Annotated in this window: 18 protein-coding genes and 1 pseudogene; 15 read left to right on the forward strand and 4 right to left on the reverse strand. The window is 54.2% G+C overall.

Annotation, left to right across the window (positions count from 1 at the left end):
• The first annotated feature begins 224 nt into the window (after nt 1-224).
• The 13 genes from BSK21_RS00495 to BSK21_RS00555 all read left to right on the forward strand — a co-directional run bounded on the left by BSK21_RS00495 (nt 225) and on the right by BSK21_RS00555 (nt 16,064).
• Nucleotides 225-1,637 carry an MFS transporter gene (locus tag BSK21_RS00495; protein WP_067552204.1) on the forward strand — a complete coding sequence of 471 codons (1,413 nt, stop codon included), beginning with the start codon at nt 225-227 and terminating at the stop codon, nt 1,635-1,637.
• 65 nt (nt 1,638-1,702) lie between these two features.
• Nucleotides 1,703-3,100, forward strand: coding sequence for a NarK family nitrate/nitrite MFS transporter (locus BSK21_RS00500; protein ID WP_074038927.1), 1,398 nt, complete (start codon nt 1,703-1,705; stop codon nt 3,098-3,100).
• A 64-nt stretch (nt 3,101-3,164) separates the two neighbouring features.
• Nucleotides 3,165-6,893, forward strand: coding sequence for a nitrate reductase subunit alpha (locus BSK21_RS00505; protein WP_067552207.1), 3,729 nt, complete (start codon nt 3,165-3,167; stop codon nt 6,891-6,893).
• Complete coding sequence (gene narH / locus BSK21_RS00510; protein ID WP_067552210.1) at nt 6,890-8,413, forward strand: nitrate reductase subunit beta; 1,524 nt, start codon at nt 6,890-6,892, stop codon at nt 8,411-8,413. Before BSK21_RS00505 ends, narH begins: the two co-directional genes overlap by 4 nt.
• Nucleotides 8,413-9,126, forward strand: a complete 714-nt coding sequence (gene narJ / locus BSK21_RS00515; RefSeq protein WP_067552303.1) for a nitrate reductase molybdenum cofactor assembly chaperone — start codon at nt 8,413-8,415, stop codon at nt 9,124-9,126. Before narH ends, narJ begins: the two co-directional genes overlap by 1 nt.
• An 11-nt stretch (nt 9,127-9,137) precedes the next feature.
• Nucleotides 9,138-9,836 carry a respiratory nitrate reductase subunit gamma gene (gene narI / locus BSK21_RS00520; RefSeq protein ID WP_067552212.1) on the forward strand — a complete coding sequence of 233 codons (699 nt, stop codon included), beginning with the start codon at nt 9,138-9,140 and terminating at the stop codon, nt 9,834-9,836.
• Between the two features lie 5 nt (nt 9,837-9,841).
• Nucleotides 9,842-10,651, forward strand: a complete 810-nt coding sequence (locus BSK21_RS00525; RefSeq protein ID WP_067552215.1) for a peptidylprolyl isomerase — start codon at nt 9,842-9,844, stop codon at nt 10,649-10,651.
• Nucleotides 10,652-10,829: 178 nt separating this feature from the next.
• Nucleotides 10,830-11,447, forward strand: coding sequence for a carbonic anhydrase (locus tag BSK21_RS00530; protein WP_074038928.1), 618 nt, complete (start codon nt 10,830-10,832; stop codon nt 11,445-11,447).
• Nucleotides 11,444-12,718, forward strand: a complete 1,275-nt coding sequence (locus tag BSK21_RS00535; RefSeq protein WP_067552218.1) for a molybdopterin molybdotransferase MoeA — start codon at nt 11,444-11,446, stop codon at nt 12,716-12,718. Before BSK21_RS00530 ends, BSK21_RS00535 begins: the two co-directional genes overlap by 4 nt.
• An 11-nt stretch (nt 12,719-12,729) precedes the next feature.
• A complete protein-coding gene (locus BSK21_RS00540) occupies nt 12,730-13,248 on the forward strand; it encodes a DUF2478 domain-containing protein (protein ID WP_067552221.1) in 519 nt (172 codons plus the stop codon).
• 667 nt (nt 13,249-13,915) lie between these two features.
• Nucleotides 13,916-14,242 (forward strand): hypothetical protein, encoded by a 327-nt coding sequence (locus BSK21_RS00545; protein WP_067552224.1) that lies wholly within the window; start codon nt 13,916-13,918, stop codon nt 14,240-14,242.
• An 80-nt stretch (nt 14,243-14,322) separates the two neighbouring features.
• A complete protein-coding gene (locus BSK21_RS00550; protein ID WP_067552227.1) occupies nt 14,323-14,760 on the forward strand; it encodes a cytochrome c in 438 nt (145 codons plus the stop codon).
• An 8-nt stretch (nt 14,761-14,768) separates the two neighbouring features.
• Complete coding sequence (locus tag BSK21_RS00555; protein WP_067552229.1) at nt 14,769-16,064, forward strand: multicopper oxidase family protein; 1,296 nt, start codon at nt 14,769-14,771, stop codon at nt 16,062-16,064.
• A 151-nt stretch (nt 16,065-16,215) separates the two neighbouring features.
• Here the strand turns inward: BSK21_RS00555 and BSK21_RS00560 are convergent, their stop codons facing one another.
• From BSK21_RS00560 to BSK21_RS00575, 4 genes are all read right to left on the reverse strand, one after another.
• The gene (locus BSK21_RS00560) at nt 16,216-16,842 is read right to left on the reverse strand and encodes a GNAT family N-acetyltransferase (protein ID WP_231924840.1); all 627 of its coding nucleotides are present in this window, start codon (nt 16,840-16,842) and stop codon (nt 16,216-16,218) included.
• Nucleotides 16,843-16,945: 103 nt separating this feature from the next.
• The gene (locus tag BSK21_RS00565; RefSeq protein WP_156529619.1) at nt 16,946-17,338 is read right to left on the reverse strand and encodes a cupin domain-containing protein; all 393 of its coding nucleotides are present in this window, start codon (nt 17,336-17,338) and stop codon (nt 16,946-16,948) included.
• Between the two features lie 100 nt (nt 17,339-17,438).
• The gene (locus tag BSK21_RS00570) at nt 17,439-18,245 is read right to left on the reverse strand and encodes a helix-turn-helix transcriptional regulator (protein WP_067552238.1); all 807 of its coding nucleotides are present in this window, start codon (nt 18,243-18,245) and stop codon (nt 17,439-17,441) included.
• Nucleotides 18,246-18,341: 96 nt separating this feature from the next.
• Nucleotides 18,342-18,731, reverse strand: a complete 390-nt coding sequence (locus BSK21_RS00575; RefSeq protein ID WP_067552241.1) for a hypothetical protein — start codon at nt 18,729-18,731, stop codon at nt 18,342-18,344.
• 139 nt (nt 18,732-18,870) lie between these two features.
• Between BSK21_RS00575 and BSK21_RS00580 the strand changes: the two are divergent.
• Nucleotides 18,871-19,074 (forward strand): annotated as a pseudogene (locus tag BSK21_RS00580) (IS6 family transposase); the annotation flags it as partial.
• A gap of 704 nt (nt 19,075-19,778) precedes the next feature.
• Nucleotides 19,779-21,038 (forward strand): integrase arm-type DNA-binding domain-containing protein, encoded by a 1,260-nt coding sequence (locus BSK21_RS00585; RefSeq protein WP_067552247.1) that lies wholly within the window; start codon nt 19,779-19,781, stop codon nt 21,036-21,038.
• Nucleotides 21,039-21,197 lie beyond the last annotated feature (159 nt).

Genomic DNA, 21,197 nt, shown 5'->3' on the forward strand with positions numbered 1-21,197 from the left:
TGTCATCAAATCAACTGATAAAAGTCAACCTGCCAATTGATCTTCACCGCCGCAGCCTTGATCTGCCACCGCGCACCGGATGACATATTTCCGTAAACCATTTATTTCGTTATCTTTTTCCGGGTTTTTGATCTGAATCAACCATTCCGGCCGCGATCAAGTGCCTTGTCTCTTCAACCAACGCAGTCGCCCGCTTGCAGACCGACAGATGGAAGGGACAGCACATGGAACTACAGAACAAGGCCACAGCACTGTGGTCGAATTTCTTCAACGTGAAGATGGTGCAGATGCGCACGTTCCACATGACGTGGTTCGCGTTTTTCTCGTGCTTTTTCGCCTGGTTCGGCATCGCACCGCTGATGAGTGTGGTGCGCGACGAACTGCAACTCACCAAGGACCAGATCGGCTGGGCGATCATCGGATCGGTCGCGATCACGGTCTTTGCTCGATTCTTCATCGGGTGGCTGTGTGACCGCATCGGTCCGCGCAAAGCTTACACCTGGTTGCTGATCCTTGGCGCATTCCCCGTCATGGGAATCGGGCTGAGTTGGAACTTCGAAAGTTTCCTGCTGTTCCGAGTCCTGATCGGCGGCATTGGTGCTGCCTTCGTCATCACGCAGTACCATACCACGGTGATGTTCGCGCCCAACGTGGTCGGACAGGCCAACGCGACATCTGCAGGCTGGGGGAACCTTGGCGGTGGTGTCACGCAATTCGTCATGCCGCTGCTCTTTTCGGTGTTCGTCGTGGGCTTCGGTTTCTCCGAAGCGATCGGCTGGCGCCTGGCGATGGTCGTGGTCGGGGTGATCATCTTCCTTGTCGGCATCGCCTACTACTTCCTGACCCAGGACGCCCCTGACGGCAACTTTGACGACCTGCGCGCGCAAGGCCGGATGCAGGCGAAGAAAGACGTGACCGGCAACTACATGAACGCGTTGAAAGACATCCGTGTCTGGATCCTGTTCGTCATCTACGGCGCCTGCTTCGGGATCGAACTGACGGTCAACAACGTCGCAGCACTCTACTTCTTCGATTATTTCGATCTGAGCCTCGTCGCCGCCGGTTTCGTCGCCGCCTCTTTCGGCCTGATGAACATCTTCGCCCGCACGCTGGGCGGGTTGTTCGGCGACAACTTCGGATCGCTTTGGGGCCTGAAAGGTCGCGCGTTCTGGCTGTTCGTCTGCATCCTGTTCGAAGGCATCGCGCTGATGATCTTCAGCCAGATGCAGGTTCTCTTCCTTGCCCTGCCCGCGCTGATCGTCTTCTCGCTGTTCACCCAGATGGCCGAAGGCGCGACCTATTCGGTTGTTCCGTTTATAAACAAGAAAGCGCTTGGCGCGGTGGCCGGTGTGGTCGGTGCAGGCGGCAATGCAGGTGCGGTTCTGGCAGGCTTCCTGTTCAAGAACATGATCGACTGGTCCGAAGCTTTCCTGATCCTCGGGATGGTCGTGACCTGCGCCTCGTTCCTGGCCTTCTTTGTCCGCTTCTCGACGCAGCAAGAAGATGAGGAACGCGCCAATTTCGCCGCCGCCAACATCGAGACCCTGCGTCGCAAAGCCGAGAAGGCAAACGCCGACCTAGAGGAAGGTCTCGAGGCGATTTCTCGCAAGAACGGCGGTCCGCAACCGGCCGAATGATATCGCGCCGCGCGCCACATCGGCGCGCGGTCCTTCCCAAACATGCCTCAGCGGAGGATCTACCCATGGCATCGTCAGCAACCCAAACCGCCAACCGGGGCCCCGTGCTCGCGGATTGGCGCCCCGAGGACGCAACCTTCTGGAAAGAACGCGGCCACGGCATCGCCACGCGCAACCTTTGGATTTCGATCCCCAACCTTTTGCTGGCCTTTTCGGTCTGGATGGTCTGGTCGGTCGTCGTCGCCAAGCTTCCAGCGATCGGGTTCAACTATTCGACGGGCCAACTTTTCTGGCTGGCTGCCTTGCCGGGCCTGTCCGGTGCCACGCTGCGCATTTTCTACAGCTTCATGATCCCGATCTTCGGCGGCCGCAGATGGACGGCGATCTCAACTGCTTCGCTGCTGCTTCCGGCGCTTGGTATCGGGTTTGCGGTGCAGAACCCCGAAACGCCTTACGTGATGTTCCTGATCCTGGCCCTGATGTGCGGCTTCGGCGGCGGCAACTTCGCCTCTTCGATGGCCAACATCGCCTATTTCTACCCTAAGAAGACAAAGGGCAACGCGCTGGCGCTGAACGCGGGCCTTGGCAATCTCGGCGTGTCGGTCATGCAGTTCGTCGTGCCGATGGTCATCACCGCGGGTGTCTTTGGTGCCATCGGCGGCGAACCGGTGACGTTGTCGGACGGAAGCCAGCTCTGGATCCAGAACGCGGGCTTTGTCTGGGTGCCGTTCATTGCCCTCAGCGCCATCGCCGCCTGGTTCGGCATGAATGACATCGCCGATGCCAAGGCGTCCTTTGCGGAACAGTCGATCATCTTCTCGCGCAAGCATAACTGGATCATGTGCATCCTCTACACCGGCACCTTCGGCAGCTTCATTGGCTATGCCGCAGGCTTTCCGCTGCTGATGAAGACGCAGTTCCCGGATGTGAACGTGCTGCAATACGCCTTCCTCGGGCCGCTTGTCGGCGCGCTGAGCCGCGCCGCGACGGGCTGGGTGTCCGACAAGTTCGGCGGTGGCCGCGTTACTTTCTGGACCTTCCTCGGCATGATCATCGCGGTGTGGGGCGTGCTTCAGTTCCTGCCCTCCGAAGCCAGCCCGGCTGGCAACTTCTGGGGCTTCTTCGCCTGCTTCATGGCGCTCTTCTTCCTGACCGGCGTCGGCAACGCGTCGACCTTCCAGATGATCCCGTCGATCATGCGCCAGGAAGTGCCGCGCCTGATGCCGCAACTGGACCAAGCCGCAACGCTCAAGCAGTCCGAGCGGGAAAGCGCCGCGATCATCGCCTTTACCTCGGCCATCGCAGCCTATGGCGCCTTCTTCATCCCCAAGGCCTACGGCACCTCGATCGGCATGACCGGGGCACCCAACGGCGCGCTCTGGGCCTTCCTCGGGTTCTACGTGGTCTGCGTCGCGATCACCTGGATCTTCTACAGCCGCAAGAACGCTCCGGTTTCTTGTTAAGCCAATGAACTCCTCCCGCGCCAGCCGTCTGGTTGGCGCCCCCCCCGCCTCAAGGAGAAATAACATGAGCCATCTGCTCGACCGATTGAACTTTCTTCAGTCCAAAGAACTGGGACAGTTTTCGAACGGCCACGGACAGGTCACGCGCGAAAACCGTGACTGGGAAGACACTTATAGGAACCGCTGGCGCCACGATAAAATTGTTCGCTCTACGCATGGCGTAAACTGCACGGGCTCGTGTTCTTGGAAAATCTATGTGAAGTCGGGGATCGTGACCTGGGAAACCCAGCAGACCGACTATCCGCGTACACGTCCTGACCTTCCGAACCACGAACCGCGCGGTTGTGCCCGTGGTGCGTCATATAGCTGGTATCTCTATTCAGCTAACCGGGTGAAAAATCCACTGGTCCGTGGCCGCCTAATTAAGGTCTGGCGCAAAATGCGCGAGACAAAATCGCCGATTGAGGCCTGGGCAGCGATCCAAAATGACCCGATCCTTCGTCAAAGTTATGTCGAAAACCGCGGAAAGGGCGGTTTTGTGCGGGCTTCATGGGATGAATCCACAGAGATCGTTGCAGCCGCTAATGCGTATACAGCTAAAACTTACGGCCCCGACCGAGTGTTTGGTTTTTCGCCAATCCCGGCGATGTCTATGGTCTCTTACGCTGCGGGCTCTCGTTACCTGAGCCTTCTAGGTGGCGTATGTATGTCGTTCTATGATTGGTACTGTGACCTTCCTCCTGCATCTCCGATGACATGGGGTGAACAAACTGATGTTCCGGAATCTGCCGACTGGTATAATTCGGGATACCTTCTGCTTTGGGGGTCAAACGTTCCACAAACACGTACACCAGACGCGCACTTCTATACTGAGGTCCGCTATAAGGGTACGAAGTCCGCTGTAATATGCCCTGACTATTCTGAGGCCGCTAAATTCGGTGATGTTTGGCTGAACGCTAAACAGGGGACCGACGCAGCGCTCGCCATGGCATTCGGCCATGTGATCCTCCGTGAATTCCACCTCGACCGTCAGGCGGATTATTTCGAGGAATACACCCGGAAATACTCCGATTTTCCGATGCTAGTGAAGTTGGAAGAAAAGAATGGAAAATGGGTTCCTGGTCGTTTCCTGCGCGCCGATGATCTAGATGGAAAACTGGGCGAAAATAATAATCCAGAATGGAAAACCGTAGCTATTGATGAGAAATCTGACAGGCTTGTCGCTCCGAATGGATCGATCGGCTATCGCTGGGGGGAAGACGGTGAGTGGAACCTTGAAGAAAAGGCCGCCGAGACTGACACACACCTCAAGATGTCTCTGGTCCTTGAGGAAGATCACGACAGTGTTGTTGGCGTTGATTTTCCATACTTTGGAGGCGATGCGACTGCTCAATTTAAAACTGATGCAGATCATCCCGACGTTCTGACACGTAATATTCCAGTCAAGACAATCAGAACCTCTCAAGGAGAAGTCAAGGTCGCAACCGTGTTCGACTTGTTCTGTGCCAACTATGGACTGGATCGCGGTTTGGGGGGCGACTGGGTCACTTCAGATTATACTGATGATATGCCTGGGACACCTGCTTGGGCAGAAAAAATCACCGGTGTTTCGGCAGACAAAATTATCCATGTCGCGCGTGAATTCGCACAAAATGCCGAGGATACCCAGGGCAAGTCGATGATCATCATCGGCGCTGCGATGAACCACTGGTACCACATGGACATGAACTACCGTGGTGTCATTAATATGCTAGTGATGTGCGGTTGCGTGGGGCAGTCTGGCGGGGGTTGGGCGCACTATGTAGGTCAAGAAAAGCTCCGACCGCAAACTGGCTGGCAGCCATTGGCGTTCGCTCTCGACTGGTCACGTCCGCCGCGTCATATGAATTCTACCTCCGCGTGGTATGCCCACACAGACCAGTGGCGTTATGAAACGCTGCGAGCTGATGAAATTTTGTCACCGACTGCGCCAGAAGGTGATTGGGATGTGTCGATGATCGACTACAACATCCGCGCTGAGCGGATGGGATGGCTTCCTTCGGCTCCCCAATTAAAAACCAACCCACTTGAAGTCTCCAAAGCTGCCAAAGCCGCGGGCAAAGACATTCCCACTTATGTTGCCGAACAGCTTAAGTCCGGCGAATTGGAAATGTCATGCGAAGATCCCGACGCGCCAGAAAACTGGCCGCGTAACCTGTTTGTCTGGCGGTCGAACCTACTCGGTTCGTCGGGTAAAGGGCACGAGTATTTCCTCAAACACCTGCTGGGCACCGACAACGGCGTTATGGGCAAGGATCTGGGCGAAGAGGGTCGTCAGCTTCCGAAAGAAGCAAAATGGCATGACGAGAGCCCGAAGGGTAAACTCGACCTGCTGGTGACCATTGATTTCCGTATGTCCACCACTTGTGTCTATTCCGACATCGTACTGCCGACCGCGTCTTGGTACGAAAAGGACGACATGAATACCTCGGACATGCACCCGTTCATCCACCCGCTTCAGGCGGCGGTTGATCCAGCCTACGAGAGCAAAAGCGACTGGGAAATCTTTAAATCCATCGCCAAGAAGTTCTCAGAAGTTGCTCCGGAAATTCTGGGAACTGAGACCGACATCGTCGCACTTCCAATCCTCCACGACACTCCTGCGGAGATTGCGCAGGATCAGGTGAAAGATTGGAAGAAAAGCGAATGTGATCTGATCCCTGGTAAAACCGCGCCAAACTATATTGCGGTCGAACGGGATTATGCCGCGCTCTATGACCGGTTCACGGCGCTTGGCCCGCTACTCGATAAACTCGGCAACGGCGGAAAAGGCATCGGTTGGAACACTCAGGACGAGGTCGATGCGCTGGGTGCACTGAACGGTATCCGTCACGAGGGTCATGCCGAAGGTCGTCCGGTCATTGAAACGGCGATCGACGCGGCCGAGGTGATCCTGATGCTCGCCCCCGAAACCAATGGTGAAGTTGCCGTCAAAGCATGGGAAGCCCTGTCCAAGGCTACAGGGCGCGAACATGCCCACCTTGCCGAAGGCGAACATCACAACAAAATTCGGTTCCGCGATATCGCTGCCCAACCGCGCAAGATCATCTCGTCTCCGACTTGGTCGGGGATCGAGAGCGAAAAGGTCAGCTACAACGCGGGTTACACCAACGTGCACGAACTGATCCCGTGGCGCACGCTGACTGGCCGTCAGCAGCTCTATCAGGACCACCTGTGGATGCGGGCATTCGGCGAAGGGTTCATGTCTTACCGCCCTCCGGTCGACCTGAAAACGATCACCAAGGACGTGCAGGATGACGGCGATAACCTCGTTCTGAACTTTATCACCCCGCACCAGAAATGGGGCATCCACTCGACTTATTCTGATAACCTGCTGATGCTCACGCTGAACCGTGGCGGGCCGGTGATCTGGATTTCCGAGAATGACGCCAAATCGGCGGGGATCGTCGATAACGACTGGGTCGAACTCTACAACTCCAACGGCGCCCTAACGGCGCGGGCGGTTGTGTCCCAGCGGATCAAGGAAGGCACCACGTTCATGTATCACGCTCAGGAAAAGATCGTGAACACGCCCGGTTCGGAAAAGACCGGCCATCGCGGCGGCATCCACAACTCTGTCACCAGAACGGTTCTTAAACCGACCCACATGATCGGGGGCTACGCCCAGCAATCCTATGGCTTCAACTACTACGGAACCGTGGGCGCAAACCGTGATGAATTCGTTGTCGTTAGAAAAATGAAAAAGGTCGATTGGCTCGATGAGGAAGCGACTGAGAAGGAGGCAAACCAATGAAGGTGCGCGCACAAATCGGCATGGTGCTGAACCTTGATAAATGCATCGGGTGCCACACCTGTTCTGTGACGTGTAAAAACGTCTGGACGAGCCGCGACGGCGTTGAATACGCATGGTTCAACAACGTCGAAACCAAACCGGGCACTGGTTATCCGACCGACTGGGAAAACCAGAAACGTTGGAATGGCGGTTGGGAGCGGACCCGTTCTGGCAAACTCCAACCGAAACAGGGGGCCAAGTGGCGTATTCTGGCGAATATTTTCGCCAACCCCGATCTGCCGGAAATCGACGATTACTACGAACCGTTTGACTTCGACCACGATCACCTGAAATCCGCGCCGGAGATGAAAGCGTTTCCGACCGCGCGTCCGTACTCGAAGATAACCGGCGAACGGATCGAAAAAATTGAGAAAGGCCCGAACTGGGAAGAAATCCTTGGCGGTGAATTTGCCAAGCGGTCGCAGGATTATAACTTCGACGGCATCCAGAAGGACATCTACGGGGAATACGAGAATACATTCATGATGTATCTCCCCCGTTTGTGCGAACACTGCCTCAATCCGGCCTGTGCTGCATCGTGCCCCTCTGGTGCGATCTACAAACGCGAAGAAGACGGGATTGTCCTCATCGATCAGGAAAAATGCCGTGGCTGGCGGATGTGCGTATCGGGCTGCCCGTATAAAAAGGTCTATTACAACTGGTCGACCGGTAAGTCCGAGAAATGCACGCTCTGCTATCCGCGGATCGAATCCGGCAACCCGACAGTATGTTCGGAAACCTGTGTGGGCCGTATCCGCTATCTGGGCGTCATGCTCTATGATGCGGACAAGATCAGCGAGGCAGCCGCCGCCGATCAAGCGACCGATCTCTATGATGCACAGTTGGGTGTGTTCCTTGACCCGAACGATCCCGAAGTGATCGCCGCTGCAAAACGCGATGGTGTGCCGCAGGACTGGATCAAATCTGCTCAGGAAAGCCCGATCTGGAAAATGGCGATGGAATGGAAGGTCGCTTTCCCGCTGCACCCCGAATACCGGACGCTGCCGATGGTGTGGTATATCCCGCCGCTCAGCCCGATCCAGAACGCCGCTGAGGCGGGTGCGATTGCGTCGAACAACGGTATGCCGGATGTCCGCAATCTGCGTATCCCGTTGCGCTATCTGGCCAACATGCTGACCGCAGGGGACGAGGCGCCGGTCGCTACAGCTCTGGAACGGATGCTGGCGATGCGGTCCTACATGCGGACCAAATCGGTTGAGGGTGTGATTGACGAAGGTATTGCGCAGCGCGTCGGTCTTACTAGTCGGACTATAGAGGACATGTATAAAATCATGGCCCTCGCCGACTACGAGGACCGGTTTGTCATCCCGACAACCCACCGCGAACAGGTCGAAGAGGCCTATGACCTCAAAACCGGCTGCGGCTTTACTGACACCAACGGCTGTTCGACGGGCATCTCCAAAGGCTCGCTTTTTGGCGGCTCCAAACGACCGCTGAAAATGCCACAGGAGGTGCTATGATGGAACTCCGTGATCGCACTCTAAAAGCGTTGTCTCTTCTTCTGAGTTACCCGACACGCGAACTGCAATCGGCCATGCCGGAAATCGGGGGTGTTCTCGCCTCCGAAACCCGCCTGACCGCTGCGGCCCGTCGTGATCTGCGTCCGCTGGTCGAGGAACTCACCACGCGGGACATCTACGACATCGAAGAGCAATATGTGATGCTCTTTGACCGGTCGCGCACGCTGTCGCTCAACCTCTTTGAACACGTTCATGGCGAAAGCCGTGACCGTGGTGGCGCGATGGTGTCACTAATCGAAACTTATCGCGATGCCGGTTTTGAACCAGACACATCAGAACTCCCAGATCACCTCCCTGTTTTGCTCGAATTCCTGGCCACTCGTTTCCCTTCGGAGGCTCAGGAAATACTGGCGGACGCGGCGCATATTTTCGAGGCCCTTAGCGCCCGGCTTGTCCGGCGCGAGAGCCCCTATAGCGCCGTGTTCGCCGCCCTTTTACAGCTTGCAGGTGTCGCCGCGGATCAAGAGGCGGTGGCCGAAATGCTCGACCAGCCCGACGATGATCCGAACGATCTGGAGGCGCTGGATAAGGTCTGGGAAGAGTCCGAAGTTCGTTTCGGTCCTGATCCAAACGCCGGTTGCCCGCAAGTGCGTGACATGCTCGCACGGATGGATGAACCCGTAAACTCCGCGCCCAATGTCGCGGCTGAGTAACGGAGGCTCAGATGCATAATTTCCTTTTCGGTATATACCCTTACATCTCGCTTTCGGTTCTGCTTGTAGGGTCAATTGCGCGCTACGAACGTGACCCGTTCACATGGAAAACCTCGTCTTCGCAATTGCTGCGGCGCAAACAGCTGGTGATCGGGTCGATCCTGTTCCACTTGGGCGTTTTGGTAATTTTTGCTGGTCACCTTGTTGGTCTGTTAACTCCGATCCAGATATTTGATGCGCTGGGCGTAAGCCATGGGGCGAAACAGACCCTAGCCGTCGTGGCAGGTGGCATCGCTGGTGTGTCGGCCCTGATCGGCGGGGGGATGCTGTTCCATCGCCGCTGGACCGATCCGCGCATCCGCAAAACGTCTAGCTTTGCCGATATTGCGATCCTTGCAATGCTTCTGGCGCAACTCGTGCTGGGCTTAGGGACGATCTTTGTATCGCTCCAGCACCTCGATGGGCATGAAATGACCAAATTCATGGCTTGGGCGCAGGGTATCTTTACCTTCCAAGCAGGTGCAGCAGATCATATCGCCGATGTGGCGCTTGTGTTCAAACTTCACCTGTTCCTTGGTCTGACGATCCTCTTGGTGTTCCCGTTTACGCGGCTTGTTCACATGCTGTCGGTTCCGGTGCGCTACTTTGTTCGTCCGGGATATCAGATCGTGCGCTCGCGCCGGTCGGCACCTCGTACGCCAGCGGAGTAGGTGGGATGGGAACTGCACTTTTTCCCGATCTGATAGTCAATGGTGAAACTGTCCCGCACGCGGTTGTTGCCGCCGAGGTCCAGAACCATGATGCCCCCGCTGGAAAACCGGGCATCGCATGGCGCAAGGCCGCCCGGGCGGTCGCCATCCGCACTTTGCTGCTGCAAGAGGCAAGAGCGCGCGGGCTAATCGCCGAACCTTTAGAGGTCGCGCCGGACAAGTTCGAAACCGAAGAGGAGGCCCTGATACGGGGCCTTCTCGATACGGAAGTTGAGGTCGCGCCGATTTCAGAGGCTGCGATCCGTGCCGAATTTGACCGTGATCCGGATCGGTTCCGCGCACCGCCGCTGTGGGAGGTTTCCCATATCCTCATTGCGTGCGATCCGGCAGACAAAACCGCCGTGGGAAAGGCCAAACTCCACGCAGAGGACCTGACCGCCAAAGTGCTAAAGTCACCCGAGAGCTTTGCGCGTCTGGCCGAGGACAACAGCGATTGCGGATCGCGGAACAACGGTGGCGCCCTCGGCCAAATGGGGCAGGGCGACACGGTTCCCGAATTCGAAGCGGTGTTGCGTCACCTGCGCGAAGGCGAGACGACCAAGGCGCCGGTCCAGAGCCGGTTCGGTTGGCATATCATCCGCATGGATGCCGTCGCTGCGGGTAAAGTTCTACCTTTTGAGACCGTTCGTCAAAAGATCACCGATGCAATAGAAAAAGCAGCTTGGTCCTCTCAGGCCCGTGCCTTAGTTCAAGTTCTAGCTCAAAAAGCGACAATCAGCGGAGCTGACCTTAGTTCGACGATCGACGCGAGCTAGATCATGTCCTCTTTCAATATGAATACTCAGTATGATGGTGTTCGATTTCAAGTTGGTTTGGTTCGGTTGATAAACCTGCGTGGTCTCTACACAATGGTGAACGGCCTTGCTTTCCATAGTTTGAGCCATAATCGCATCCATGGCTACAAACCGAATAAGATTGCTGAAGGGGGGCGATATGCTTTCTGAGCTTCTAAAAAGAAATGTGGCATGGTCGACGCTTCGCAATTCAAATGAACCGAACTATTTTTCACGCCTGGCAACTCAGCAGGCGCCAGAATTCTTTTGGATTGGATGTTCTGACAGTCGTGTTCCTGCCAATGTGGTTGCGGGATTAGATCCTGGTGAAGTTTTCGTACATCGAAATGTAGCCAATGTGGTCCACAGTTCAGACATGAACCTTTTGACTGCTTTGGAATTCGCAGTTGAAGCACTAGAAATCCGCGAAATTATCGTTTGCGGCCATTATGGATGTGGCGGAGTGCGTGCGGCGACAGAAGATCTTCCACATGGATTGGTAGATCACTGGCTGGAGCCCATTCGACGCTTGTCTCGTTCTTATGCTGTGGATCTCGCACAGGCTCCAGACAAGGAAACCTACAGAGATCGTTTGGCGGAATTAAATGTGATTGAGGGTGTACGGCGTGTGTCTGAAACACCAATTTTACAACGTGCTTGGAAGCACGGAACAGAAATACGCGTACATGGCCTAATCTATAGCCTTAGGGATGGATTGCTACGAGATCTAAATTGCACAATCGACGAATCCCATTCCAGATTAGAGGCCGCGGAATGAATGTTGTTGAACGGCGTGACCTATCGGGATGTGGGTGTGAAGCGCATGACATGAAACGGGGCCTGATTTCTATTGATCACGCGTTGCATCTCATTTCTGAAGCCGCTTTTCCTTCTTTCGGAAATGATGTGGTTCCGTTGGATATGTCTGTTGGGAGGGTCTTGTCGCGGCCTGAGTTTGCCCTCACGTCTAATCCCCCTTTTGATAATTCTGCCATGGATGGATACGCCATTGATACTTCCAGTTTGGTTGGGGAAGGACCGTGGTGTTTAGAGGTTAAAGGTCGAGTTTCTGCGGGGCAATCTCTGGGTTGCGACCAAGGCGGTGCCGTTCGCGTCTTCACAGGCGCACCTATGCCCAGCTGGGCAAACGCGGTCATCATGCAAGAAAACGTTGAGCGACTTGGGGACACCATCTGCTTTTCAGCTCGACCATTGCCTGGATTAAACGTTCGGCGCCGAGGCGAAGACATTCGGAAGGGAGATTTAATTCTCTCCGAAGGACAGAGGATTAGTCCTAAAGATGTTGCAGCACTAGCTGCTGCAGGGATTGGTGAAGTTGTTGTCAAAAAGCCCATTCGTGTGGCGCTTCTGGTTACAGGAGATGAGGTTCAATCGGCAAACCACGTGTCCAGCGACGCGCATATTTGTGACGTAAATTCTCCGATGCTTCGTGCCGTTATATCGCGCCCATCCGCGCACATAACCCACGTGACATTTGCAGAGGATGATAGACAAGCCCTTGCGGCCCAAATCGCTCGTCTTTCGAAACTAGTGGATCTAATCGTTACCACGGGCGGATTATCTGTTGGTGAAGCTGATTTTGTAAAGCCGGCGCTTCTCGATGCCGGAGGACTGATCTACTTCAGTGGAGTTGCTATCAAACCTGGAAAACCAGTTTCATTTGGCCGCGTCGGCGATGCTCTTTGGCTTGGGTTGCCAGGAAACCCAGTGGCGGCCCTCGTAACCTGGACGATTTTTGGCGAGAAACTGTTCGCAAGCTTTGTCGGTTCGCATCGAGGAACCAAGCGGCGAAATGTTGTTTTGCTTGATCCAGTGCAAAATCGTGGAGGACGATGTGAATTACGTCTCGCCCGATTGGGTGACTTTGACGAAACAGGACGTGAAGTTGTGACTTGTCCTGCGGCTACGCACTCGGCCCGCGTTGCAGGTTTGATCGATGCAGATGGGCTGATTTTAATTCCAGCAGAAACGGATTCCATTCCCCGAGGGGGGCTTGTCGAATTTCTTCCTTTCGCTGTGAACAACTAAGAGGAACTTCAATGCATCTTGCTTATACAATGGCTCCCGGACGAGGTGATACTGACTTCATCCTCGAGCAAGTTTCTAGTGCACTCATCGGACGCGGTTTGCGACTTTGTGGAACAGTACAGATCAACACTGAACGAAAAACAGATGGTCCGTGTGACATGGATGTGAAAGTCCTACCAACTGGTCCTATTGTTAGGATTTCTCAAACGTTAGGCCCTGGATCACGAGGATGCCGTTTGAACCCTGAAGCACTAGAAGAAGCCGTGGGCAAAGTTCAGGCTCGCTTGGCAAGAGGCGCTGATCTTCTGATCATCAATAAATTCGGGAAACATGAAGCTGAGGGGAGGGGCTTTCGAGAAGTTATAGCAACGGCAATAGACCTCAACATACCGGTAGTTGTTGGCATTAACGGTCTCAATCGTGATGCATTTCTCGAGTTTTCAGGTGGTTTAGCGGAAGAAATCGCGCCCAAAACAGAAGAGATCCTTAGTTGGATTGAGGGGGCTTCGGTCGCCGCATCTGTAGGCTGAGATTACGGTAGATGACACTCAAGCCTTGTGGGTTTCCTTGCTGATCACCGGCAAGGGTGACTTCGTGTAGAATGCTTTTTGTAAGCAGTATTCGGTGGATTTTGCGTAACCGCTGCACTTCGCTTGCGAGCATAGTTTTTCTTCAGATTTCTCAGTTTTTACCTGAGCTAAAATGGCTTTCGTTGCAAATCCGCCGCCACTTCCCCCTTTCCAAAAATAAATACGTCCGCGCTGGGCGTGATTTCCTTTTTATTTCAAAGGGACTTAGTGATCCTCCAGGGGCTGCTGAGCACGAAACGTTGGACGATTTTCGTCTCAGATGTGGTTTTGTCTCAAAAGCACCGAACCTGAGTACCATTGGGTCTTTGTTATGAAACACATTAGATACAATAAGTTAGCGGAAATTGGTCGCTATCGAGTTGCGGTTTGCAAATGCATGGCGCTTGAACGTCGGAAGACAATAACCGTGCAATAGCGGGCTATAGCGCAATTAACTCTCTCGAGTTGGTTTGAACCCGTTGCCTAGACGTCAAGTTCCGGTCCACAGGAGCCTCCTAGGATTTCCTTCTAATTGCCAGAACATGGGCCACCCGTCCCAATTTCGTGAGCGTTGCTACGGCCCATTGACCGCGGTTGTTGATCGGGGCCATAGTTTGGGGCCTGAACAATGGAACTCGTTTTGCGATTGATCTTTGCCATTCTGTTGCTGCTCACGTCGGCCATGCTTGTTTTGCCGAGCATGACGCAGGTGTATTTGGGGCATGACATGGCGATGAGTGATTGCGATGCCTGTCCTGATAGCGCGCATGACATGGACAACGCTGCGGACCATGGGATGGCTTGTGCGAAAGGTCACTGTGGCCTGTTCAATGCAATGGTTCCAAATGTGGACACTTGGCCGACTGAGCCGATAGCGATTGCACATCCAGTGCAGGTGGGCCCCACATGGCAGAGCTTGCGTCCGCAATCAGACCTGCCACCTCCACGCGCCTGATCATTTGAAATCAAACGGAGCCCTCGCGGTTCCATGACTTTTCAGCCCTGTGTCATTGCAGGGCCATTCAGGACATGATCATGAAAAAACTACTCATTGTGGGCGCTGCAATCGCTGCCCTTTCCGTTGCTGCATATCTGGCAATTCCCGAAACACCTGCCCCCTCGACCGCGGGCTCTGCGCTCCCGCCCGAGGGGGCTCCGCTTGTCAGTATTGTGGTGCCCGATCAATTGTCGGCTCAAGCGCAGCTCGGCAAAACTGCCTTTGATGCGGTTTGCGCCACCTGCCACGGTAGCAATGCGACGGGCAAGATGGGGTTTGGACCGCCCTTGATCCACCCTATTTATGAACCGAACCATCATGGCGATATGGCGTTTCAGATGGCGGCTCAAAATGGGGTCCAAGCGCACCATTGGCCTTTCGGAAACATGCCTCCGCAAGCAGGCGTGACGAGCGGAGATGTGAAAGCCATCGTTGCGTATGTTCGCGAAATTCAGCGCGCTAACGGTATTAATTGAGGGTTCCCATGAAACGACGTGAGTTCCTTTTGGCGACAGCTTCCGCAGCTGTCCTACCTCTTCGCGCCTTTGCAGCTGGACCGTTCGAATTGCGGGCACAAAAGGTGACAGCAAATATCCTACCCGCCGATACCTATCCAGCGAGTTACCTACAGGGGTTTAATGGCACCGTGCCTGGCCCTGAAATCAGGGTCCGCTTGGGGGATACGGTGAATGTTCGTTTGGTGAACGAACTTGACGAAGGCACAGCCGTTCATTGGCATGGTGTGCGTCTCGAGAACGCGATGGATGGGGTGCCAATTCTGACCCAAGAGATCGTCGATCCCGCCGCATCGTTTGATTACCAATTCACACCTAAGGATGCGGGCACGTTTTGGTATCACTCGCATTACCTATCTCATGAGCAGGTCGCACGGGGTCAGATGGGACCTCTTGTTATCGACGAAGTGGATGGGCCCGATGTGGATCACGATATCGTCGCAATGCTCACCGATTGGCGCTTTGATCCAGACGGTGTGCTTATGGAAGATTACGGGAGCATGCACGATGTTGCCCACGCTGGGCGGCTAGGCAATTTCGCCAAAGCCTTCTTGCCTGACGTTGCCCTTCGTATCGGGGAGCGCGTGCGATTGCGGCTTATCAATGCCTCCGTCGATCGGATTTTCCCGCTCGGGTTCGCAGGTCTGGAGGGGAGGATAGTAGCGATTGACGGGATGCCGCTCGCTGCGTCGCGATCTTTTGATGGCCTTGTCTTAGCTCCTGCGCAGCGTGCGGACATCATCGCGGATGTCACAGGACGCGTTCAAGTTTTCATGCCCTCGCAGCCTGATAACTATGTTTTGGGAGAAATAATTGCCGAAGGCGAAGTTGCGCGACGGACAGTTGAGGTGCCGACCTTACCGCCGCACTCCGTTCCATCTCCGACTAAAGTGAACCAAGAGCTGGTCTTGACCATGCAGGGTGGCGCAATGAGCCGAGGCCACGCTGGTGACAATATCTGGGCATTTAACGACGTCTCAGACCTCCAGAGCGCGCCTTTTGCCAGTTTTGAACGCGGCGAAACTGCGAAGATCACCTTGGTCAATGAAACCAGCTTTGCGCACGGTATTCACTTGCATGGTCATCATTTCTACGAAGTAAATCCAGACGGCAGTATGGGCGATCTTCGCGACACGACATTGGTCCAAGCTGGCGAACAACGCGACATTCTGTGTGTGTTCGACAATCCCGGTCGCTGGATGCTCCACTGTCATATGCTCAGCCACTCGGTGGGTGGTATGAAAACATGGGTGTATGTCGCATGAGAGGGTGGCTTGCGCGAAGGTGCCTCAGTTTTCGTAGTGGGCTGGACCTATTGGGTAGGCTAATTCCCTGGTAACGCCATTCGTCCCACCCAAACCAGACTGACGCTCTATAGCGAAACTAAGTCCAGTTTGGGTGACGAATGGTCCGTTCTCACTGCTCGCGGGAGCCAAACTCCGCTCGGAAATCTTCCAGCTTGCGACGCTGTTGGCCGTGTTCATCAAAGTTATCTTCGGATAGCCAGGCATCATAGGCTGGGCGTAGCGTTACCCAGTCCTTATCGAGCATCGCGAACCAAGCAGTGTCACGGTTACGGCCTTTGATGATCCAATGCTGATGGAAAACCCCTTCATGACGGAAGCCAAACCGTTCAGCAGCGCGTCTGGAAGGGAGGTTTTCGTTGTTACATTTCCACTCGAAACGTCGGTATCCCAGATCGTCAAAGATATGTCGTGCAAAGAGGTAAAGCGCCTCTGTCGCGGCGGGGGTCCGAGAAACGAGAGGTCCCCAGTAGATATGGCCAATCTCTACGACGCCATTGGCGGGATCGAGGCGCATAAGGGTCTGACGGCCAGCTACTTTACCCGTCACCTTGTCGATCACAGCGAAAAAGATGGGGTCTTCACTTGCGGCTACATCCTCGACCCATCCGCGAAACTCCGCTCGATCAGTCGGTGGAATATCGGGCAACCAACGGAAACGTTCCTCACCGTCGGGCTGTGCAGAGGCGTCAAACAAACCATCGGCATGTTTGTCGGCATCGAGTTTTTCGAGGCGCACGAAGCGTCCTTCAAATACATCGGTTGAGGGTCTGGGGCGGGGTGTCCACTTTGAGAGATCTTCGATCATATCAGTCACTTTGGTCTTAGTATTTCGAGATGTCTTAGGCGTCAGGGCCGTCGACGTTTTCCAAGGTTTCCCCTTTGCCGATGCGAAGGAAAACGTAGCGCACATCGTCATCCCCTTCGAGAATTTGGCAGCGATGGATCAGCCGTCGTGGGAAATACGCGTAGTCACCAGCACCCAACTCAAACGACTTTTTGCCGCCAGAGCCATGATCAACGCGAATACGCCCTGAAAGCATATACATTACGCTGTCAAAGTCCTTGTGGTGATGCCACTGGCTTGGCTCATCAAGCGCCGTTACGTGACATTCTCCAACCCAGAGGTCGCCCGCTTCCAAAGCCTTGCGACGGATTTGACCTGGAGTGATCGGCCCATCTTGAAGTTCATGGGATCGGATCACGCCGATTTCTTTGAATAGTTCAACAGTCACAGGCTGTTCCTTCATGCTCTATCGTTCTGCGCCTTACAAAGCACAGTTCAGGGCGAAACAGATGGACAACCTTTGTTGTGAAACTGCCAATATTGATGGCTTAGCCCAGATGTAGCGTCCGAGCCTGCGCTGGTGTCAGCCCAAAGGTTCGTTTGAAGGCGACCCCGAACGCAGACTGACTGCTGAAACCGACCTTTTGTGCCACCTTGGAAATGTCACCGTCGGTTGCCAGCATGATGAACGCCGCATTTAGACGTGCCTGCAGCCGCCATTGCCCAAAGGTCATACCCGTTTCTTTGTAGAACAGCCGCGCCAAAGTGCGTCCCGATGCGCCGCAGGTTTCTGCCCAATCTTCGAGTGATCGTGGATCGGACGGCACTTCCAAAATTGCGTTGGCGACCCGAGAAAGACGTGCCTCCTTTGGCGAGGGGAGCTTTGTGAACAGTGTTTTAGCTGAGGCGATCTCGCTCAGGATCAGTGCTACTATATGCGGTGTCCGTCCGCTTTCGTCCCAGTCCACGGGCTCGTCACAAAGGGCGACAATCAATTCACGCAGCAGTGGCGTCACTGCAAAGACCCGTGCCTCGGTTGCTACTTTTTCAGCGAAAGTTGGCTCAATGAGCAACTCACGCATCGCAACCGCGCCCTCCATCAAAATGGAGTGCTGTTCATCAGCGGGTAAAAACAACGCTTTCGTGGGCGGCAAGACGAAGAACGCATCGGTCGTTTCAATCCGCATGACCCCCGAAACCGCATAGATCAACTGAGCCTTTGGGTGGCAATGCATGCCCGAAGAAAGACCGTCGGGATAGTCCATCGAGAACCCAACGGCCGACCGATCAGATCGGTCGTAGGCTTCCAAGAGAGATTGTCGCTCTGGCGAGATAAACGAATTTTCAGTTGTCATATCGACATTTTAGCCACGCTGCGAACCGCTCGCAATTGTTTGGTGTTTTCAAAGCCGACGTTTGTGACGCCCGCAACGAATGGCAGCTCTCCGCCCTTACCCCCCAAAAAACACCACCTCTTCCTGCTTTTCCCAACTCGCCGTCACGAGATCCGTCATCTCGCGGATGGTGATACTCGGAACCTCCCGCCCATAGACGAGCCTCCGCAGAACGCTCGGCGCAAGATAGGTCAGCCGCAAATGCCGGCTGACGTAACGCTCATGATTGCCGATCGCGGCCGCAAGATCCTTCGCGGTCTCAAATTCACCGGAGCCGAGCCTGCGCCGCCATGACCAAGCAAGTCCAATGGCGCGGAGAAGGTTGCAACATTCGCCAGACTCCGCGGGTTCCTGAGTGATGTTGCCCGGTGGAACGATCCTCGGCCGCCCGCTGCGCTTCCGAATGGTGAGGGGGACAAAGATTTGGATGCTGTTAGGATTGGTCATGATCAAGCGGCCTCCTATTTGGTGGGGGTGATCAGATCTTGAATAACCCCGCCGATGGCCTCGGTGCGGATATCGATGACAAGGCACTGTCAGACTAAACGGTCTTGAGCAGGGAAGGGAGCATGTTTAGCGTTTTGGAATGACCAAGCGCTCTCCATTTCGATACTTCAAGACGAGCCCAGAGGTGATCCGCTTAGCGGTCATGCTCTATGTGCGGTTCCCTCTGCCTCTTCGTAATGTGGAAGATCTCCTGCTTGAGCGGGGGATCGATGTTATCCATGAAACGATCCGTTATTGGTGGAACCGTTTTGGTCCGCTGTTTACTGCTGAGATCAGGAGGCGAACTACCGCAATTCGCCCTCACTCCCCAAACACCACCTCTTCCTGCGTCTCCCAACTCGCCGTCACGATATCCGTCATTTCGCGTATGGTGATGCTCTGAACCTCTCGCACATCGGCTAATTTCTCCAGAACGCTGGGCATAATGGCGGCCACCGGTAAATAGCAGCGGGTTTCACGTTTCCGAGACCTAATGAGCATATCAGCTTGGCATCACTCTGCTTGTATGGCTTGGTGCGCGATTATTTCAGTAGTACTTTCTTAACCTAGGCCGCACATTCATCGTAACAGATCGGTGGAAGCTGTCGTTATCGTTTTGAAAAATCAAACGTGAAAACATCGTATCCTGCCGAACCGCCAGTCGCCAGCGTCACCACGTTCAAAAGTGTTTCCGTTAGCGGCTCTCTCGACGAATCTATTCATCCAACCTTCCCCAGGTTTGATGGCATTTTGCATGAGCGCTTCTAGCTCAAGTGTATCTAGATAAGTATCTAGAGTGATGTTTATTTAAGATTTATATTTAATATCAAATATTTGGTTTGATATTATGGCGGAGACGAAGGCCGCCATATTACTATCCAGTATGAACTGATTATTTCCAATAAAGGCCAATTATAATTGATATTTTATTGATGTTATCATCCAGCATAGTCTAGTGACATCCACCAAAATCCATGCTATTTGAATGGATAAAATGGGGGATAAATTATGGCAACCAAAGCTGGGCAGCATCCTCAAAAAGCCCTCACCGCTCGCTTTGTTGAAACCGTAAAGGACGCCGGAAAATACTTTGACGGCCACGGCCTCTTTCTTCGCGTCAACAAATCGGGATCAAAACAGTGGGTTCAGCGGCTCGTGATAAATGGGAAGCGGACTGAGCTTGGACTAGGCAGCCCGCCAGCGATCCCACTTTCGACCGCAAGGCAGCGCGCTCTTGAGAACAAAGGCATGGCAATGATGGGTGGCGATCCTCTTGCTGCCAAACGCTCAAGAACGAAGCAGATGACTTTCACGACAGCTGTAGAAGCTTACCTTGAAAAGAAACAGTCCGAGTTCAGAAACGAAAAACACGGAAAACAATGGCGCTCGACCTTAGAAACATACGCCATTCCTGCCCTCGGCAACAAGCATGTCTCGGCTATTACTGTTGAGGATGTTTTGAGAGTGCTCACTCCAATCTGGGCTGAAAAGACTGAAACTGCGAAGAGGTTAAGGGGACGTATCGAAAAGGTCTTATCCTGGGCAACTGTTTCGGGTCATCGAACTGGAACGAACCCAGCAATATGGCAGGGCAATTTATCTGAACTTCTTCCGAAGCCCTCACAAATAGCAGAAACAACCAATCAGCCTGCTGTAGCAGTTACCGAAATTTCACGTTGGTGGTCTGCATTATCCGCACGCGAAGGAATGGCTGCTGAAGGCTTACGTCTGTTGATTTTGACGGGGGCCCGGTCCGGAGAAATCAGAGGTATGACTTGGGATGAAATTGAATTTCAAACTGACCCCGTTGCGACATCCGCGACTTCTGCGACATGGACGATCCCAGCGTCGCGGATGAAAAATAGACGGACACATCGCGTGCCATTGTCGTCGGAGGCGATCACACTTCTACAACGCCTTCCCCGCCTCAATAGCACAAACTTGGTATTCTTCGCTCCCAAAGGTGGGAAGCTATCAGACATGTCTATCAGCGCCGTAATGCGACGCATTCATGAGGCAGACATAAAATCAGGCGGACAAGGCTTCCTTGATCCACAAAGCAAACGCCCTGCAGTACCCCACGGACTTCGATCCACGTTCCGTCAGTGGGCGGCTGAAAAAGGTTATGAACGCGACATGACCGAGATCGCATTGGCACACTTCATTGGCTCAGACGTAGAACGCGCCTATCAGCGCTCCGATATGTTTGAGCGACGGAAGCAAATGATGCAGGATTGGGCAAAGTTTGTCTTAATATCTGAGGATTAAGCATGCGGAACCCGAAAGCCAGAGGCAGACCACAAATACCAAATTTGCTGTCTAATGATGCAAAACGCGCCTTCGTTTTATATGCAGCCGCCGAACATTATCGCAAAGATAACGGGCTGAGACGTAATGCCAACCTCGAGCTCACAACGTTCAAACTCA

Origin of the sequence: Marivivens sp. JLT3646 (genome assembly GCF_001908835.1) — a bacterium.
GTDB lineage: Bacteria > Pseudomonadota > Alphaproteobacteria > Rhodobacterales > Rhodobacteraceae > Marivivens > Marivivens geojensis.

Bases quoted from the DNA above. Each gene is read 5' to 3' on its own strand.
- BSK21_RS00495 (WP_067552204.1), top strand. From the start codon at position 225: ATGGAACTACAGAACAAGGCCACAGCACTGTGGTCGAATTTCTTCAAC.
- BSK21_RS00500 (WP_074038927.1), top strand. From the start codon at position 1,703: ATGGCATCGTCAGCAACCCAAACCGCCAACCGGGGCCCCGTGCTCGCG.
- BSK21_RS00505 (WP_067552207.1), top strand. From the start codon at position 3,165: ATGAGCCATCTGCTCGACCGATTGAACTTTCTTCAGTCCAAAGAACTG.
- narH (WP_067552210.1), top strand. From the start codon at position 6,890: ATGAAGGTGCGCGCACAAATCGGCATGGTGCTGAACCTTGATAAATGC.
- narJ (WP_067552303.1), top strand. From the start codon at position 8,413: ATGGAACTCCGTGATCGCACTCTAAAAGCGTTGTCTCTTCTTCTGAGT.
- narI (WP_067552212.1), top strand. From the start codon at position 9,138: ATGCATAATTTCCTTTTCGGTATATACCCTTACATCTCGCTTTCGGTT.
- BSK21_RS00525 (WP_067552215.1), top strand. From the start codon at position 9,842: ATGGGAACTGCACTTTTTCCCGATCTGATAGTCAATGGTGAAACTGTC.
- BSK21_RS00530 (WP_074038928.1), top strand. From the start codon at position 10,830: ATGCTTTCTGAGCTTCTAAAAAGAAATGTGGCATGGTCGACGCTTCGC.
- BSK21_RS00535 (WP_067552218.1), top strand. From the start codon at position 11,444: ATGAATGTTGTTGAACGGCGTGACCTATCGGGATGTGGGTGTGAAGCG.
- BSK21_RS00540 (WP_067552221.1), top strand. From the start codon at position 12,730: ATGCATCTTGCTTATACAATGGCTCCCGGACGAGGTGATACTGACTTC.
- BSK21_RS00545 (WP_067552224.1), top strand. From the start codon at position 13,916: ATGGAACTCGTTTTGCGATTGATCTTTGCCATTCTGTTGCTGCTCACG.
- BSK21_RS00550 (WP_067552227.1), top strand. From the start codon at position 14,323: ATGAAAAAACTACTCATTGTGGGCGCTGCAATCGCTGCCCTTTCCGTT.
- BSK21_RS00555 (WP_067552229.1), top strand. From the start codon at position 14,769: ATGAAACGACGTGAGTTCCTTTTGGCGACAGCTTCCGCAGCTGTCCTA.
- BSK21_RS00570 (WP_067552238.1), bottom strand. From the start codon at position 18,245: ATGACAACTGAAAATTCGTTTATCTCGCCAGAGCGACAATCTCTCTTG.
- BSK21_RS00575 (WP_067552241.1), bottom strand. From the start codon at position 18,731: ATGACCAATCCTAACAGCATCCAAATCTTTGTCCCCCTCACCATTCGG.
- BSK21_RS00585 (WP_067552247.1), top strand. From the start codon at position 19,779: ATGGCAACCAAAGCTGGGCAGCATCCTCAAAAAGCCCTCACCGCTCGC.